17 protein-coding genes and 1 tRNA gene are annotated in these 15,244 nt (G+C 63.4%); 5 read left to right on the forward strand and 13 right to left on the reverse strand.

The annotated features are described in order from the left end of the window. Positions 1-4: 4 nt before the first annotated feature. The 5 genes from tgtA to K6T36_RS07155 all read right to left on the reverse strand — a co-directional run bounded on the left by tgtA (position 5) and on the right by K6T36_RS07155 (position 5,465). Entirely contained in the window at positions 5-1,540 is a 1,536-nt protein-coding gene (gene tgtA / locus K6T36_RS07135; RefSeq protein WP_222923236.1) for a tRNA guanosine(15) transglycosylase TgtA, read from the reverse strand. 292 nt (positions 1,541-1,832) lie between these two features. Then, positions 1,833-2,666, reverse strand: coding sequence for a CPBP family intramembrane glutamic endopeptidase (locus K6T36_RS07140; protein ID WP_222923237.1), 834 nt, complete (start codon positions 2,664-2,666; stop codon positions 1,833-1,835). A gap of 86 nt (positions 2,667-2,752) precedes the next feature. Further along, complete coding sequence (locus K6T36_RS07145) at positions 2,753-3,409, reverse strand: NUDIX hydrolase (protein ID WP_222923238.1); 657 nt, start codon at positions 3,407-3,409, stop codon at positions 2,753-2,755. A 55-nt stretch (positions 3,410-3,464) separates the two neighbouring features. Continuing rightward, positions 3,465-4,850, reverse strand: coding sequence for an aryl-sulfate sulfotransferase (locus K6T36_RS07150; protein WP_222923239.1), 1,386 nt, complete (start codon positions 4,848-4,850; stop codon positions 3,465-3,467). A gap of 117 nt (positions 4,851-4,967) precedes the next feature. After that, positions 4,968-5,465 (reverse strand): P-loop nucleotide/nucleoside kinase family protein, encoded by a 498-nt coding sequence (locus K6T36_RS07155; RefSeq protein WP_222923240.1) that lies wholly within the window; start codon positions 5,463-5,465, stop codon positions 4,968-4,970. 182 nt (positions 5,466-5,647) lie between these two features. Here K6T36_RS07155 and K6T36_RS07160 point away from each other — a divergent pair, with 182 nt between their 5' ends. The 4 genes from K6T36_RS07160 (at position 5,648) to K6T36_RS07175 (ending at position 8,294) form a co-directional block, all read left to right on the forward strand. Further along, positions 5,648-6,253 (forward strand): archaellin/type IV pilin N-terminal domain-containing protein, encoded by a 606-nt coding sequence (locus tag K6T36_RS07160; RefSeq protein WP_222923241.1) that lies wholly within the window; start codon positions 5,648-5,650, stop codon positions 6,251-6,253. 177 nt (positions 6,254-6,430) lie between these two features. After that, positions 6,431-7,654: a hypothetical protein gene (locus K6T36_RS07165; protein ID WP_222923242.1), complete on the forward strand. Its 1,224-nt coding sequence runs from the start codon at positions 6,431-6,433 to the stop codon at positions 7,652-7,654. 26 nt (positions 7,655-7,680) lie between these two features. Continuing rightward, positions 7,681-7,875 carry a hypothetical protein gene (locus K6T36_RS07170; RefSeq protein ID WP_222923243.1) on the forward strand — a complete coding sequence of 65 codons (195 nt, stop codon included), beginning with the start codon at positions 7,681-7,683 and terminating at the stop codon, positions 7,873-7,875. A gap of 98 nt (positions 7,876-7,973) precedes the next feature. Continuing rightward, positions 7,974-8,294 (forward strand): repressor phrH2, encoded by a 321-nt coding sequence (locus tag K6T36_RS07175; protein ID WP_222923244.1) that lies wholly within the window; start codon positions 7,974-7,976, stop codon positions 8,292-8,294. A 1-nt stretch (position 8,295) separates the two neighbouring features. Here the strand turns inward: K6T36_RS07175 and K6T36_RS07180 are convergent, their stop codons facing one another. The 8 genes from K6T36_RS07180 to trmY all read right to left on the reverse strand — a co-directional run bounded on the left by K6T36_RS07180 (position 8,296) and on the right by trmY (position 13,279). Further along, complete coding sequence (locus K6T36_RS07180) at positions 8,296-9,444, reverse strand: hypothetical protein (RefSeq protein ID WP_222923245.1); 1,149 nt, start codon at positions 9,442-9,444, stop codon at positions 8,296-8,298. Beyond that, positions 9,444-10,340 (reverse strand): PD-(D/E)XK nuclease domain-containing protein, encoded by an 897-nt coding sequence (locus K6T36_RS07185; RefSeq protein WP_222923246.1) that lies wholly within the window; start codon positions 10,338-10,340, stop codon positions 9,444-9,446. Before K6T36_RS07185 ends, K6T36_RS07180 begins: the two co-directional genes overlap by 1 nt. Further along, positions 10,333-11,043 (reverse strand): hypothetical protein, encoded by a 711-nt coding sequence (locus tag K6T36_RS07190; protein WP_222923247.1) that lies wholly within the window; start codon positions 11,041-11,043, stop codon positions 10,333-10,335. Before K6T36_RS07190 ends, K6T36_RS07185 begins: the two co-directional genes overlap by 8 nt. A gap of 191 nt (positions 11,044-11,234) precedes the next feature. Next, the gene (locus K6T36_RS07195) at positions 11,235-11,690 is read right to left on the reverse strand and encodes a site-specific integrase (protein WP_225935218.1); all 456 of its coding nucleotides are present in this window, start codon (positions 11,688-11,690) and stop codon (positions 11,235-11,237) included. After that, positions 11,687-12,073 (reverse strand): PIN domain-containing protein, encoded by a 387-nt coding sequence (locus tag K6T36_RS07200; protein WP_222923248.1) that lies wholly within the window; start codon positions 12,071-12,073, stop codon positions 11,687-11,689. The genes K6T36_RS07195 and K6T36_RS07200 overlap by 4 nt, the downstream gene beginning before the upstream one ends. After that, entirely contained in the window at positions 12,070-12,303 is a 234-nt protein-coding gene (locus K6T36_RS07205) for an antitoxin VapB family protein (protein WP_222923249.1), read from the reverse strand. Before K6T36_RS07205 ends, K6T36_RS07200 begins: the two co-directional genes overlap by 4 nt. A gap of 223 nt (positions 12,304-12,526) precedes the next feature. Then, positions 12,527-12,599: transfer RNA gene (locus K6T36_RS07210), tRNA-Pro, on the reverse strand. Between the two features lie 89 nt (positions 12,600-12,688). After that, positions 12,689-13,279 (reverse strand): tRNA (pseudouridine(54)-N(1))-methyltransferase TrmY, encoded by a 591-nt coding sequence (trmY, locus tag K6T36_RS07215; protein ID WP_222923250.1) that lies wholly within the window; start codon positions 13,277-13,279, stop codon positions 12,689-12,691. Positions 13,280-13,514: 235 nt separating this feature from the next. On the opposite strand from trmY, the gene K6T36_RS07220 reads away from it, so the two are divergent. After that, positions 13,515-15,215 (forward strand): ABC transporter substrate-binding protein, encoded by a 1,701-nt coding sequence (locus tag K6T36_RS07220; protein WP_222923251.1) that lies wholly within the window; start codon positions 13,515-13,517, stop codon positions 15,213-15,215. Positions 15,216-15,244 lie beyond the last annotated feature (29 nt).

Consider the following 15,244-nt stretch of genomic DNA (forward strand, 5'->3'; position numbering starts at 1 on the left):
GGCGTTATTCGCTTTCGCTTCGGGATTCGGCGGATCCGTCCGCGTCGTCGACCGCGTCAGCGTGTGCGTCGGCGTGCAGATCCTCCAGCGTCACCGACTCGGGGACGACCCCGAGCGCGCCCGCGCTCCACCCCTCGTGTGCGAGCGTCACGTCCGTGTCGGGGTTCGCCTCGACGAGCGCCCGGACCCCCTCGGCGGCGGCGCGCTCGGCGGCGGCGTCGGTGCGGTCGGGCACCTCCGCGGTGAGCGGGTACGTCTCCGAGAGGGCGCGGGGGAACGGACCGAACGGCGGCACGACGCGCCACACCTCGTCGTAGTCGTGGTCCGAAGGCTCGCCGTACTCCGAACACAGCAGGGAGTCGGGAACGGACAAGCGCGCGAGGCGGTCGTGGTGGCGCCGAACCTCGGGGCGGTCGGCCGACTCGTGGGAGAGCCCGAAGAACGTACCCTTGGAGGCGCTGTCGATGCGCTCCAGTTGGTCGGCGTGATCGAGGAGGGCGCGGTAGCCGTCGGCCATCGCGGGGTGGCCGCGGGCGCGCCGCTCGACGAGTTCGAGCAGGTCGCCGTCGCGGATGGCCTGCTTCACCCGGCGTAGTTCCTCGAAGGTGACGTGGAGGTTGTGCTCCGCGAGGAGTGCCTCGCGCTCGTCGCCCTGTGCGGCCCGGAGCTCCTCGGGCGTGTGCTCGTGGCAGATGGGACACGAGCACGGTAGGTACTCCAGATCGTCCAGTTGCTCGGTGCCGGAGACGGTGAGGTAGCGGCCGTCGCGCGCCATCAGCGCGTAGGCGGCCGAGTCGAACAGGTCGCAGCCGAGCGCGACCGCCAGCGCGAACATCATGGGGTGACCCGCACCGAACAGGTGAACGGGACAGTCCTCGCTCAGTCCGCGTTTCGCGGCGGCGACGGCGTCGACCATGTCGTCGTAGCGGTAGCTGTTCATCATCGGGACGACCGCGCCGACCGGGAACACGTCGAGATCCGTCGCGGCAGCCTCGCGGCCGGCCTGCTCGCGTAGGTCCGGGTAGGTGCTCCCCTGCACGGGCGCGTTGACCAGCATGTCGCCGACGTCGACCGCCTCGGCGTCGGCGAGCGCCTGTCGGGTGACCTCCAGGTCCGATTCGGCCCGCTCGCGGCTCGCGTCCGGCGGGGTGGGAATGTCGACCGGGGTTCCGATGTCGCTGCCGATGTCGTGCTGGAACTCCAGAATCTCCGTCGTCGTCGTGTCGATCTCGCCGTACTCCGCGAGCTGGAAGCTCCCCGAGTCGGTCATGATCGCGCCGTCGAAGCCGAGCATGTCGTGGAGCCCCTCCTCCAAGGCCCGCTCGCGCACGTCCTCGGTCGTGCGGATGATGTAGGAGTTGGTGATCAGCATGTCCGCGCCGAACTCCGAGCGGAGCCGGCCCGGATCGATCGTCTCGATGTTTGGGTTGATCACCGGGAGGAGCGCGGGCGTCTCGACGGTGACGCCGGCGCGGGGGACGGTCAACTCCCCGATGCGACCGGCGGCGTCGTGGTCCCGGATCTCGAAGTGCTCGCGCATTGTGGCGAGGTTCCCGGGAACGCGAGTAAGGGTGTCGCTCCGACGCCGTCGCTGTGGGTGGGGGCGAACGGACGACACGCGGGGCGGCATCGGTCGGGACCGTCGCCGACGACGGGATGTGTCCGGTCGAGAACCGAACGCGGTCACCGACCGACTCGCGCGGGGCGGGCGTGTCGTCGCGTCGCGGCACGCCCCGCGGCGGGTCAGTGCACGGGTGCGACGGGGTGGTCCCGTCATCGGTGAAGAACCCTCGGACGTTCGATGGGCGGATTGCCGGCGACCGGATGTAGGATCAGACGAGCGGGACGGCCCCGAGCAGGTCGGCGAACGCCATGGTCGCGGCCTGCTCCGTCGACCCCGCCTCGGGGCCGTATACGACGACGATGTACAGCCCCGCGAACAGCACGGCGTCGTAGGCGCCGTGGATGAACGAGGGGACGACGAGGTTGTCGGTGTACTCGTAGGTCGCGCCGAACACGAGCGTCAGCGTCGAGAGGATGCCGATCGTGACGATCCGGCCGGGCGCGGCGCCGGTGAGCGCGACGTAGTGGACCGCCCCGAAGATGACGCTCGCGAGGGGGATCGCGACCCACGGCGAGAACGCCTCGCGGAGTCGGTCCTGGACGACGCCGCGGAACAGGATCTCCTCGCCCGGGCCGATGAAGACGAACGCCGCGGGGATGAGCAACAGCAACACCTCCGGGTTCTCCGCGCCGATCTGTGCGACCTCGTTCTCGGCGGTCGGCGCGCCGGCCTGCTGGACCGCCGCGCTCGCCGCGATCAGGATCGCCAGCGACCCGAAGAAGCCGCCGACGGCGACGGCGATATCCCGGAGCGTCGGGACCCGAAACAGCGACAGCGGCGACCGACCGGTCCGGATCAGGTAGATCGAGGCGACGCCGCCGAAGGAGATCCCCTGCACGAGCACGAGCGACAGGCCGATGAGCACCAGCGGTGACGGCTGATAGCCGACGATGCCGAGCGCGATCAACACGACGAGGACGATGATCCCCGCCGCCAGGATGCCCGAGAAGCCGATCGCGGGCGCGACGACGAGAGCCTGTATCCGCGGGTCCAGCGACCGGAACCACGCGATCAGCGACTGGAGCGGGGCGAACGAGACCATACCCGACCTCCGGGTGCCTCCGTGAAAGACCTGACCCAGCGACGACATCCAGTCTAGCGCCGGGAGCCCTTCGGGAGCCGGGGCGCTTACTCCGCGTCGCTTCCGTCGTGGGCCCCTTCGTACAGCGAGACGCCGAGGACGGCGCGACCGTCGCGGACCTCGCCCGCGAACACCGCATCGCGGAAGCGGTCGTAGTCGGCGGTCGCCGGACGGATGCTCTCGTTGAAATCGAGTTCGAGGTCCGCCGACGGGGTGCACCCGCGTGCGAGGAAGTAGTGATGCACGGAGTTCGCGAAGCCGTTCGCGGGTTCGATCGCCCGGAGCCGGTCGATCGACTCGGCCTCGTATCCGGTCTCCTCGCGGAGTTCCCGCCGCGCGGCGGCGGCCAGATCCGCGTCGTCGTCCTCGACGCCGCCGGCGGGGAGCCCGCGGTTCACCCGCCCGACGGCCTGGCGCCACTCCTCGACGAGCACCACGTCGCCGTCGGGGGTCAACGGCAGGATCACGACCGTCCGTGGCTCGTCGACGTAGTGGAAATCAGTCTCGGTGCCGTCGGGCAGGCGAACGTCGTCGCGGCGCACGTCGAAGCCGGGACACGAGTAGTCGATGTCGCTGTCGAGCGTCTCCCACGCGAGGTCGTCCGCGTCGGTGCTGTCGCCGCGGTCGGCGGCGGCGACGTTGCCGTCGATGTCACCGCCGTCGCCCATGTCACCGCCGCCGTCGTCGATGTCGTCGTCGCTCATCGGGTTCGGGTCGGTGGGCCGCCGGGAAAAGCGTGACAGAAGTCGGTTGCGTGCCTCAGCTCCCCAATCGCGTCCGAACCGCGGTGGCGCCGCCCGCGAGCACGAGCGCCAGCGACACGAGGGTGAGCCCGACCTGCGTCTCGCCGAACCACACCGGCGCCCACGGCGCGGCCGCGCGGACGCCGACGACGAGCGTCGAGAGCACCGGGATCCCGGATCCGCTCGCCGCACCGTCGTCGAGGTTCACGCCGTCGCTCGTCGCCACCGGGAGGTCGCGCTCGGTCCCCTGGAACTCCCGCGGGACGCGGTCGGCCTCGTAGGGGATGCGCTCGGTCGGGTACGCCCAGACGGCGGTTCCGTTCTCGTCGATCTCGACGACCCGCTTGTTCAGGGTGTCCGTGATCAGCGTGTGGCCGTTCTCCAGGCGGTCGGCGTCACGCGGCCAATGTAGCGAGCGGCCGTCGACGCTCGTCACGGTCCAGGCGGCCTCCCACTCGCCGTCGTCGTTCCGGTGGAGTTCGACGACGCGGTCGTTGTCCGAGTCGGCCACGAGCACCGCGGCGTCCTCGGAGACGGTCCGGTCGCCCGGCTCGCCCTCGATGCTCCCCGCGACCCACTGCGGGTTGTGCTGGTGATCGAGCACCTCGGGGTTCCCGCAGCGCACGTCGCCGTCGCCGTCGGTGTCCGCCAGTTGGCCGCTGCCGGTGCAGGAGTCGTCGGAGGAGCCCTCCTCGTCGGCGTTGATCACCTCCACGACCTCGCTCCCGCCGTCGTCGGTGCGCTCGACGATCACGAGTTGGTTCGCGTTGCGGACGGAGACGAGGAACACGTCCTCCTCGATCCGGTCGATGTCGTTGATGTGGAGCCAGTCGGTGCGGGTGGGGTCCTCGGGCTCGTCGTACAGCTCCGAGGCGTTCCACGTCCACGTCACCTCGCCGTCCTCCACGATCATGATCCGCTCGTTGTCCATGTCCGTCATGGCGAAGCCGCCGTCCGGGAGCGGCTCGGCGTCGTGGATCTCGCTGTTCGACTGCGAGCGGACCGGGAAGCTGTACTCCTCGACGACCGTCGCGCCGCCGTCGGCGTCGGGGTCGATCAGTCGGATCCCGGTGTGGGCGCACGGCGACTCGTACGGGCCGCACTCCTCGTAGCCGCTGTCCATGAACCCCGCGAGCACGCGCCCGTCGGAGAGCCGCTGCACGTCGAAGTAGCTGTCCGCGGAGTCCTCTCGCCACTCGACATCGGTGCCGTTGAGCAGGTAGGCGCTTCCGTGTTCGTGCCAGCCGGGACCGCCGCCCTGCGAGCCGACGAGCGTCGCTCGCTCGGCGCCGTCGTCGACGGCGGCCGTCGAGCGGTCCGGCGCGACCAGCGCGCTCCCGGCGACGGTCAATCCGAACAGGAGGACGCCCGCGAGGACCAACTCGACCGCACGTGTGCTCATCGGTGAACGCGAGCCATGCGCCGAGCAAAAGCCTTCGGTCTCGCGGTCCCTCGGGACACGGGGTCTCCCCGGTAATCGGCACGGGGTCTCCCCGGTAATCGGCACGGGGTCCCCCGATCAAAACAGCGACCGCACCCGCGCGAGCGTCGCGTCGAGGTCGCCGGAGTTGTCGACGACGACCGGGTCCTCGACCGGCTCGAACTCCTCGCGGAGCAGGTCGTAGACATCGGTGTCGGCGTCCGAGGGGTCGTCCTCCCGCGACCGGATGCGGGCCTTCGCGGTCCGCTCGTCACATCGGACGCGGACCAACCGGGCCGCGACGCCGCGACGCTCGGCGAGCGAGCGCGCCTCCCGCCGTCGGTTCGCCCGACGGAACGTCCCGTCGAGGACGACCGGGTCGCCGGCGGCGAGGCGGTCGTCCGCGCGCTCGAACAGCGCCTCGTACGTCCGCCGCGACTCCTCCTCGGTGTAGGACGGATCCGGGAAGAGCTCCTTGCGGACCACATCGGTACGGAGGACCGTGGCGTCGAGGCGGTCGGCGACCGCCGACGCGACGGTCGACTTCCCCGCCCCGGGGAGCCCGCAGACGACGACGAGGCGCGTGGTGTCGGACATCCGATTCCGTTCGTCCGGTCTCCGCTCGGGAACGAGTATCCGTCGGTTCGCCCGCGCCGGGACCCGACGGGTGCCCGTCGCCTCGTCCGGCGAAAATCAGACTCGATAAATTCAGCGATAAGCATTAAACGGAGATCCCGGAACGGAGAAACACTCCAGAACAGGGAGTGGACAACCACAGAATGTTCGAATTCATCACGGACGAGGAAGAGCGCGGGCAAGTTGGTATCGGGACGCTCATCGTGTTCATCGCGATGGTACTCGTGGCGGCGATCGCCGCGGGTGTCCTGATCAACACCGCGGGCTTCCTCCAGAGCAAGTCGCAGGAAACGGGACAACAGAGCAGTAAGCAGGTCAGCGACCGCGTGCAGGAGGTCGCCACCGTCGGGAACGTTAACAGTGCCGGCGACGCGGTCGACTACGTCAACGTGACGGTGACGCAGGCCGCCGGCGCCGGCGAGATCGACCTGCAGAACACCACGGTGACCTGGATCGGTCCGAGCGGGACCTACCAGCTGATCGCCGCCGCCGACTTCGACAACACGTCGGCAGCCACCGGCGAGACGTTCACCTACGACGTCGTCAAGGACGGCGACGGCAGCGCGCCCGTCCTCAACGACAACGACGACCGACTGCAGTACATCTTCGACGTCGACCAGTTCGCCGGGAGTAACCTCGGCGAGGGCGACGAGGTGACGATCAAGGTCAACACGATGGCCGGCGCGACCACCGAGATCCGCTTCACCGTGCCCGAGTCGCTCGGGAACAAGGAAGCCGTCGAGCTGTAAGTCGGCTCTCCCCCTTCTCTCGGTTCGCTTCGACGAGCAGTCACAACGATCGCCGGGCGGCCGGCCGGAGGGCGTTCGCGGCCGACGACGGCGAAGCGGTCGCATCCGGGGGCACGGCGCCGCGGGCGCCGCAAGCGCCGGATAACCAAGTTCCCCGCCGGCGTCTGTGAACGGGAGATGAACGAGGACGACGGCGGGGGTGGCGACGGATCGTGGAGTAGACGAGGCGTCCTGACGGCGCTGGGGACCGGTGCCATCGCGGCGGCACTGGGCGAACCGACGGCGGCCGCGGCGTCCGATCCCGAGCCATCGTACGTCGTCGAGCAGGGGTCGACCTGCGTCCCGGTTCGTCCCGTTCAAGGGTCGGAAACCGCCGAGCAGTTCTACGAGTACCAGCTGCCGTCGCGATACGTCTCCGAGGAGAACGGCGCGGTCGTCGGCGACGAGGACCGATACAACTCGGCGGGAACGCGCGACCTCCAGCGCGCCGACACCAGCATCCTCTTGCTGTACGACGGCCCGGAGGGCGTGAGCCTGGTCGTCGTCCACGGCGGCCCGGACAGCCCCGACGGCGGGTCGGCGACGTTCACTTTCGACGGGCTCCCGACCGGCGGCGAGTGGGTCGTCGCCGACGACCTGTACGACGCCGACTCGAACTACGACCGGTGGAACGTCGACGGCGAGCCCCAGCGTATCGACTGGACCTGGGCCGACGGCCGCACCGACGGCGGCGTCTTTCGCCCCCTCGGGGACGACCTCGACGCGACGATCGACCCCGCGTTCAACGAGGCCGCGGAACTGTTCGGCGTCTACTACGAAGGGCGCGTGACCGACTGGCAACTCCTCTCGGCGACCGACGACGGCGTCGAACGCGTGTCGCTGGCCCTCGACGAGCCGATCCGTGTGAGGGTCGGCACGTGCGGCTCCGACGGGACGGGCGGCGACGGGGACGACGATGATTCCGACGGCGATGAGGACACGCCGGACGACGACTCCGACGATGACGAAGATCGCGAACGTGAGGACGGAGACGATGACGGCGATGACGACGAGGGCGACGAAGAGGAAGCGGACGACGACGAAGACCGCGAACGCGACAATGAGGACAGCGATGACGACGATGAGGATGAGGACGATGACGAGGACGAAGAGGCAGACGACGTTGGACCGCCGGACGATGCGGGACCACCCGACGACGCCGGTCCACCGGATGACGCGGGGCCGCCCGACGGAGCAGGACCACCCGAGGATGCCGGACCGCCCGACGGAGCAGGACCACCCGAGGATGCCGGACCGCCCGAGGATGCTGGACCACCCGACGACGCAGGTCCACCCAACGGCGGGGGACCGCCGGATGACGCCGGTCCCCCCGGTGACGACGATGACGAGGAGGACGACTGAACACTGAACCCTCTCCGAAACTGGAAATGCGGGAGAAGTGGGCCGGCGCGATAGCTATCTGGGGTGACAGAATCCTCGAATATATCGGCGGAAATGATGGCGAGAGAGTCAGTGAGGTCGGTGACCACGAGCTATTCAGAGTCGGCAACTCGCAGATTCCTTATAAGCTCAAGAAGCTTGGTGGTCACGGACTTCCCGGAGTGTTGGGGGCGCCTACGTGATCACAGAGGAGGGGAAACAGTATCTCGCGGGCGAACTCGACGCCGGCGACCTCGTAGATGAGAGCGAGGAGAGCAACGGGGAGGCCGCCGCGTAGTCCATGCGATGGCACGGCGACTGGATGCAGGGACTCGATGAGCGCGTGCTGGAGCGACTCGCCGAGCAGGGAAACGCTCCCGCGAGGATGATCGCCTCGGATATCGACGAGCCGCGGCTTCGCGTCGCGCGGCTGTGTAAGGTGCTCGCGGAGGCTGAATTCATCGAACGTGAGGAGCGTGAGGGCTTCGCCGACGAGCGGTATATCACGAGTTGGGGGCTGCTGTATCTGGCAGGCGAGTTGAATGCAGAGCTGCGTCGCCCCGAGCCTGGGATGCGGCCGGGCGGTCGGATTCGGCCCGGGTGGTACACGGGCTTCAGCTAAACTATTCTAGCGCTAATGTTGTTTCCCCAGAGAGGTACTCATCATACCGATTTAGGACCTGTTCACGGAATTCTTCTCTGATGTCACGACGCCTAGTGGCGCTGAAATCACTCTTGATCCAACCTGATTCTGATTGTAGCTTTGTCTCAGTAATACTCACCTCAAATGTGACTCTACGTGAGGTCTTGAAGTCAATCTCGACCACGACTCGTCTAGCAACGTCCTTGTGTTCGTACCGAACCTCTACCTGACTCAGATAGAAACCGTTCTTCTCGCATTTTTGAACAAATTCATTATTATCCAAATTATTCCCTGACAGCGCAGCGTTACGGATACCGTCCAACTCCGCATCTAGATCTTCATCCTCTTCATCTTCGCCAACAGTTTCATCTCTCTGTACCTGGACCCCTTCCACGTTCTTACGGGTCCAATTTTCTGTCTCCATCGTCATCAAGTCGCGGACGTATGCTACTCTGTTACGGATACCAAGCTCCGTGAGCGAGACAGGATCAGTGCTCACTGGCTCTTTACCAGCGGCTTCGCGTTGTTCATTCCAACCATCAAGAAACTCAGTAATTGCAGTTTGCTGATTCACTTTATCATATTCATGAAGAACCGTAGATGTTCCATCCGAGTCGAAATTTTTCACCGTGAATTTTGTAGATTTTCTTCTACGTGCCAGTCCCTGGAGTTTGCCTCTTTTTTCAACTGTGAATTCCAAGTTGACCTCTAGATCGTCTCCATCCTCAGAAACATCTCTGACGTGTACCTTCTTTTCACCATGAGCTGTTGCTTTGCGCTTCTGTTCTCTGAGGTCTGACAACACTTCCCGCTGAGATGACTCAGAATGCCATCTGAATGCGGACGACTTAGTGGTTGTATCCGATTCCAGTGCCTCTCTCTGGAAGAATTTGAAGCTATCATATCCATAGAATATTCTCCGTGATGCGTCAGCGATTGTAGATGTGCTATGATTGCACATCAACAAACCTGCTCTACGCTTGTGATGCTCGATGATTGCTTCTCGTGAGAGATAATCATCAATTATTTTCTCAAATTCTCTATCGGCTGGATACTGCAATTTCTCCATTTTGTCTTTTTTGTCCACGATAGCATCACTGTCGACTGTTGACTGTGAATTCTGACTCATTATCGGTTGTCAAGGTGGTTCAAGTCTGCCATTGTCTGGAGCGTCTTGAATTCAATATCCGTATTTGCGTCTTCATCAGAGAACGTCCGAACAAATTCTTCTTCGACAGGTTCTGTGTGATGTCCACGGTCGGGGACGAAGATCTCGATCCTCTCGTGGTTCGACAGTAGCTGATAATGTCTTAATGATTTGTACATGAAGAGTAAGGAGTCAAAATCCATCTCACCAAAGTAGAATACAAAGCCAACATCCGAGCGTTCACCACTTGTGAGGAATATGAAATCAGATAGCAAATAGTCCATTGTCGCAAGATCATACATACCTCCATCTGTGTCAGTCAAATCCGGGTAATAGAATTGTATATTGTCGTAATCCTTACTCAGTCTGTGGTATTGATCTTCTATACCAGCAATTCGTTGTAATTGGTCATTCCCCCAAATAACGATCTTTGACAGATCCCAATTTTTCTTCACATCAAGTGATTGAACATACTGGTGGAACTCATCAGGTTCAAATCCATCAGTCGCCCAGAGAGCAACAATACCTGTATTAGTTATATCTGCTTCATTAGAGATATTGTGTGTTTCTTCGAAATACTCTGATTTGGGAGCTTTATCGACTTTTTCTAACAGAGTTTCAAAGAAACCTTCCACCTTCGATCTACTCACACTATCCCATTTCCACGACTTGGACTCGATTATGTTTCCGTGGATATGTGGAGTGTAAGGATGTTTATATGTTAGATATGCGTCCAGGCCATACCCGTGCTTCCGGTCTTCGTCATCGACCTGAGCATCCACGTCAGTCTTGCTTTTTAGTGTCCATCCAAGTCCTTGGAATAGTTTGACTATTCTCTCAGTGGCTCGGTCACCCTTTCGGTTAGCATCTTCAGGCATCGGCAACCACCTCAGAAAGAAGATCACGAATCAGCGGTAGAAGTTCAGAGTCACGAGAGCTGTTGGAAAACAGTCTAACTGAGCCACTTCTGTAAATTCCTACTGTAACCTCTTCGTCAGGTGCCAAATTAATATTCAAACAGATATATGACACGTCTCCTTCGTATCTTGAGACCAGTTCCGATGCAACTTGATTGGTATAAGTTTCCAAATAGCAGTTGCCACTCGTTTGGGGCTCGGGTGAGATGTTGTTTATTCTGAGGGCACTCACATCGATCTCGTGGGGGGAGCGCCGTGATACCTCAAGTATTTGATCAATATCGAGATTGAGGCTTTGGCTAACAAATTGAGGAACAACTTGGCCAAGTCGGTTTAGCAGCTCGCTATTCCCGTCTCGGTCTGTGTAACCCTCAAGAAATCCATTCTGTAAGTCAATTCGAAACGGAACTCGATCCGCGGTGGTTACGTTATCCTCTGTTGGCTCTCCAGTCTCAGGGTCTATTCTGGTTATTGAGGTATATGAATTCGATATGAGGACTCCCTCGACAGATCCCTCATTACGCCGAACTTGCCTGAATCCAAACGTCGAATTCTCAGAGTAGCTATTACTCCGAAGTTTGGATACTAAGGCTTCCTGTGGGGGGCATTCAATCCTACTCACGTTTATCGTGGCAGGTGTTTCAGCTATTTCTCCGTCAGGCATTGGATAGAAAATAGAGCTACAATACAAGTATCTGTCGAGTAATAATTAATTATCTGACATACAGACGATGGTCGAACAATAGATCGGTCAGGTTAGTGACGCCATCAAGTGAATGTATTGTCTATTTCCGTAGTCTCGCTTTTATTTAACCTCGGTATTCGATGTTCCAGGCCCTCACGGAGGCCTAGCTGTCACCACAATTCCTCTGCTTCCGCATCTAACTGCGTCCCGGCGTACTGCAAGTAGTCATTCGCACTCGACAGGTCCGCGTGCCCCATCGTCTGCCGGATATACTGCGGCGTCGCACCCCGTGCGGCAATGAGCGTCCCGTAGGTGTGACGGAGCACGTGTGGCGTGATCTTCTTCCGGAGGTCCGTCTCGGCCGCCACGCGCTTCACTCGATTCGTCACTGTCTGCCTTGTCGCCCCATACTCGGCGTGATACCCGAAGTAATCCCGGAGCCGCCGCAGTGTTCCGGGGTGCTTCACCGGGATCGTCCGCGCGGCGTGCTCGGTCTTCGACGTCCAGTCTCCCTCGACGGCCGGCACGCGCAGCAGCTCGTTCTGCCAGTCCATCCAGTCGTCGGTCATGTACGCTAGCTCGTCGGCACCGATCCCGCTGTGTGCGAGCGTGTAGAGGTAGTTCAGTAGGGTTCGACGGGCACGCCGTGGCGTTCGAAGTCGTCGACGTTCCGCGTAACGACCGCCTCGCCTTCCACGTCGGCGGTTGCCGCGATCACCGCGTCACCCTTCTTGCGCTTGTACGTCGAGGGGTCCAGGCGGCCGATCATCCGCCCCGCTTCCTCGGCGATCTGCGGGTCCATCGCTACCCGTGGGACGCCGTCCAGAATTCGACGTATCTCGCGCGCTTCCTCTTCTCCGGTGTACGCTTCGATGCCGATGTACAGCTCCAGCACCGTCATCGTGGAGAGCTTCAACACGGCACCGTTCGCCTCCAACTCGTCCAGTTTCTCGTGTGCCGCCGGGAGATCGGCCATCAGGTCGAGCACGAACGCGGTATCGAGGATCATTCGAAGCGCTCGGCGATTTCTTCGACCTCCTCGGCGTCGTCGTCCTCGGCCGCCTCGATGGTCTCGCGCATCGTCTCGACCGTCTCGCTATCGAGGATTCCCCCGAGGTCCCGCAGCGACGGCCCGCCGATCAGGCGCTCGATAGCCTCCGAAAAGGTTTCGTCGTCCCGTTTGTGGGCCTTGATCCGGTTGTACACGTCCTCATCCAGCCGAACTGGTTTCGTACTCATGCGTATACGTTCGTATACAGCGCGTTTGAATCTTCTGCCGGATCGGAGGGACCCGGCTCGAGGAGCTCTCCGGCCGTTCGTCTACTCAGCCGGCGGACTGCTACAGTTCGCTTTGTCTACCACTCACGACGAACTCGTCCGACGAGACACCAGCCGGTACCTGAACCATACGACGCTGGAGAACCTACCAGGTACGCTCCTGAAACGCGAAATGCGGGAGAAGTGGGCCGGCGCGAATTTGAATCGCGGTTACGGCCACCCGAAGGCCGAAGGATACCAAGCTACCCCACCGGCCCGCACACGGAGGGAGGCGAGCCGCTCTGTTAAGGCTTCCGAACCCCGGGCAATCGCCGGCTCGCGGCCCGGTCCCGCACACACCAGCGGCTCAGTAGCGCGCGTAACCGTCGGTGTCGAGGTAGTTGTTCGCCACCGCGATCGCGTGGTCCGCGTGGATCGCCTCGGGCCCGAGCCTGACCCGCCGGTCCGCCCGGTCGGCGAGGAGGGCCGCCTCCTCGTCGGTGAAGTCCGAGTGGTCCGAGAGGACGAACACCGGGTCATCGGGCGGGTCGATCTCGGCGACTGGGTCGCCGTCCTCGTGCAGTTGGACGAGGGTGCCGTCGAGCGTGTCGAGGGTCGTTTCCAGACCCATCCGGTACAGTTCGACGCCGGGCGACACCTCCGCGGGCATGTGGCCGATGGCGTCCTCGCGGGAGTCGAGCGCGTCGCGGACGCGAGCGGCGGTCGTGCGCTCGTCGGGGTGGAGTCCGCGGGCGGTGGCGCCCGAGAACCGGACGGTGTACTCGTCGCCGAGGACGAGGTGGACGCGGCTGTCCTCGCGGATGCCGTGCGAGAGAAACAGGCCGGCGTTGACACAGCGACACAGCAGATCCAGGCGCCCGGCCCCGCCCGCGAGGTCGTCGAGGCTGAAGTCGGGCGTCGTGGGGGCGTCGTGGCCGCAGACGACGAACTGGCGCATACCGTTCGTCCCGGCGGCGACGACCTGTACGTTCTGGTCCGACGGCGAAAAGGGACGGCAGACGTACGGTGGGAACACACGCGCAGATCCCCACATGCGTATGCACAACCGTGCGATGATGGGTGAAATCGTGACGAACCGTGCGTTGATGAGTGATATCGTGACGACAGCGAACGGCACGCTTTTATGTCTCAATTTTCCATGACAGAGTATCCCATCGTTGAGGGACACAACCATGACAAACGAAGGAAAGCAGTACGTCCTCGATCGTATCAACCGGCGGTCGTTCATCGCGGGTACCGGCGCGGCCGGCGTCACGGCGCTGGCCGGCTGTGCCGGCGGCGGCGGCGACGACGGCGGCGATGACACTACCGAAGACGACGGCGGCAACGGCGGCGGCGACACCGACGACAGCACGCCGACGCCGGAGGAGTCGACCGGCGGGACGCTCAACCTCGCACAGGTGAAGAGCCCGATCGAGTTCGACCCGGTCGTCCTGAACGACGTTCCGTCCGACCAGGTCTCCCAGCTGATCTTCGACTCACTGTACGCCTACGGCGAGGGCACCGGCATCGGCCCGAGCATGGCGACCGGCGAGCCGGAGATAACCAACGACGGCCAGCGGTACGTCGTCGAGATCAACGAGGACGCCGCGTTCCAGAACGGCGACCCGGTGACCGCCGAGGACGTGAAGTACAGCTTCGAGGCACCCGTCGACGAGGAGACGGAGAACGCCTCCGAGGTCAACATGATCGACTCGATCACGGCCGTCGACGAGAAGACGGTCCAGTTCGACCTCCTGTACCCCTACGGCGCGTTCATGACCGTGCTCGCGGGCCGCGACATCGTACCGATGTCCGTGCGCGAGGAGGACAAGGACGCGTTCAACACGTCGAACCCGGTCGGCTCCGGGCCCTTCGAGTTCGACAGCTGGCAGGAGGGCGACTACGTCGACCTCGTCCGCAACGACGACTACTGGGGCGAGCCGGTGCCGAACCTCGCGGAGATCCACTTCACGCCCGTCGAGGAGGCGACGACTCGCGTCACCACGCTCCGCAACGGCGAGAACGACGTCATCGAGGAGATCCCGCCGAAGCTCTACTCCACGGTCCGCAGCATCGAAGACGCCAGCATCGACGAGGTGCCCGGCATCGGGTACTTCTACCTCGCGTTCAACTGCAACGAGGGGCCGACGGCCGACCCCCGGGTCCGCGAGGCGATCGACTACTGCTTCTCGATGGACGACGCGGTGGCGAACTACGTCGAGCCGACCGGCGTCCGCCAGTACAGCCCGTTCCCGGCGTCCATCGCGGACGAGTGGGACTTCCCGGTCGACCAGTGGTCGGAGATCCCCCACGGCAAGAACATCGACGAGGCGACGGCGCTGTTCGAGGAGGCCGGCGTCGACATGGACTACTCGTGGCGGATCATCGTCCCGCCGGACGACAAGCGCGAACAGATCGGCATCTCCGTCTCGAACGGCCTGAAGGAGGCCGGCTTCAGCAACGTCTCGGTCCAGCGGCTCGACTGGGGCGCGTTCCTGGAGCAGTACGTCACGGGGAGCGAGGACGACTACAACATGTACACGCTCGGCTGGTCCGGCTCGCCCGACCCCGACGCGTTCACCTACTACATGTTCGGCCGGACCGACGACACGCTCGGCGTCACGAACGGCACGTACTACGGCGCCAACAGCGAGCGCGGCAAGGAGGCCGCCGAGAAGCTCGTCACGGCCCGCGAGTCCGCCGACCGTGAGGAGCGCAAGCAGCTCTACACCGAGGCGGTCACGACGATCCTCGAGGACCGCGCGCACCTGCCCGCGTACAACCTCAAGAACAGCTTCGGCGTGAAGGAGTACGTCAACAACTTCGCGGCACACCCGGTCGACTCGTTCCACCTCGCCTCCGAGAGCAACAACGTGTCGGTCGACAAGTAACGTCTGACGGCCGCTTCCGGCCGTTCCCG

The organism is Halobaculum roseum (assembly GCF_019880245.1).
Classification (GTDB): Archaea; Halobacteriota; Halobacteria; order Halobacteriales; family Haloferacaceae; genus Halobaculum; species Halobaculum roseum.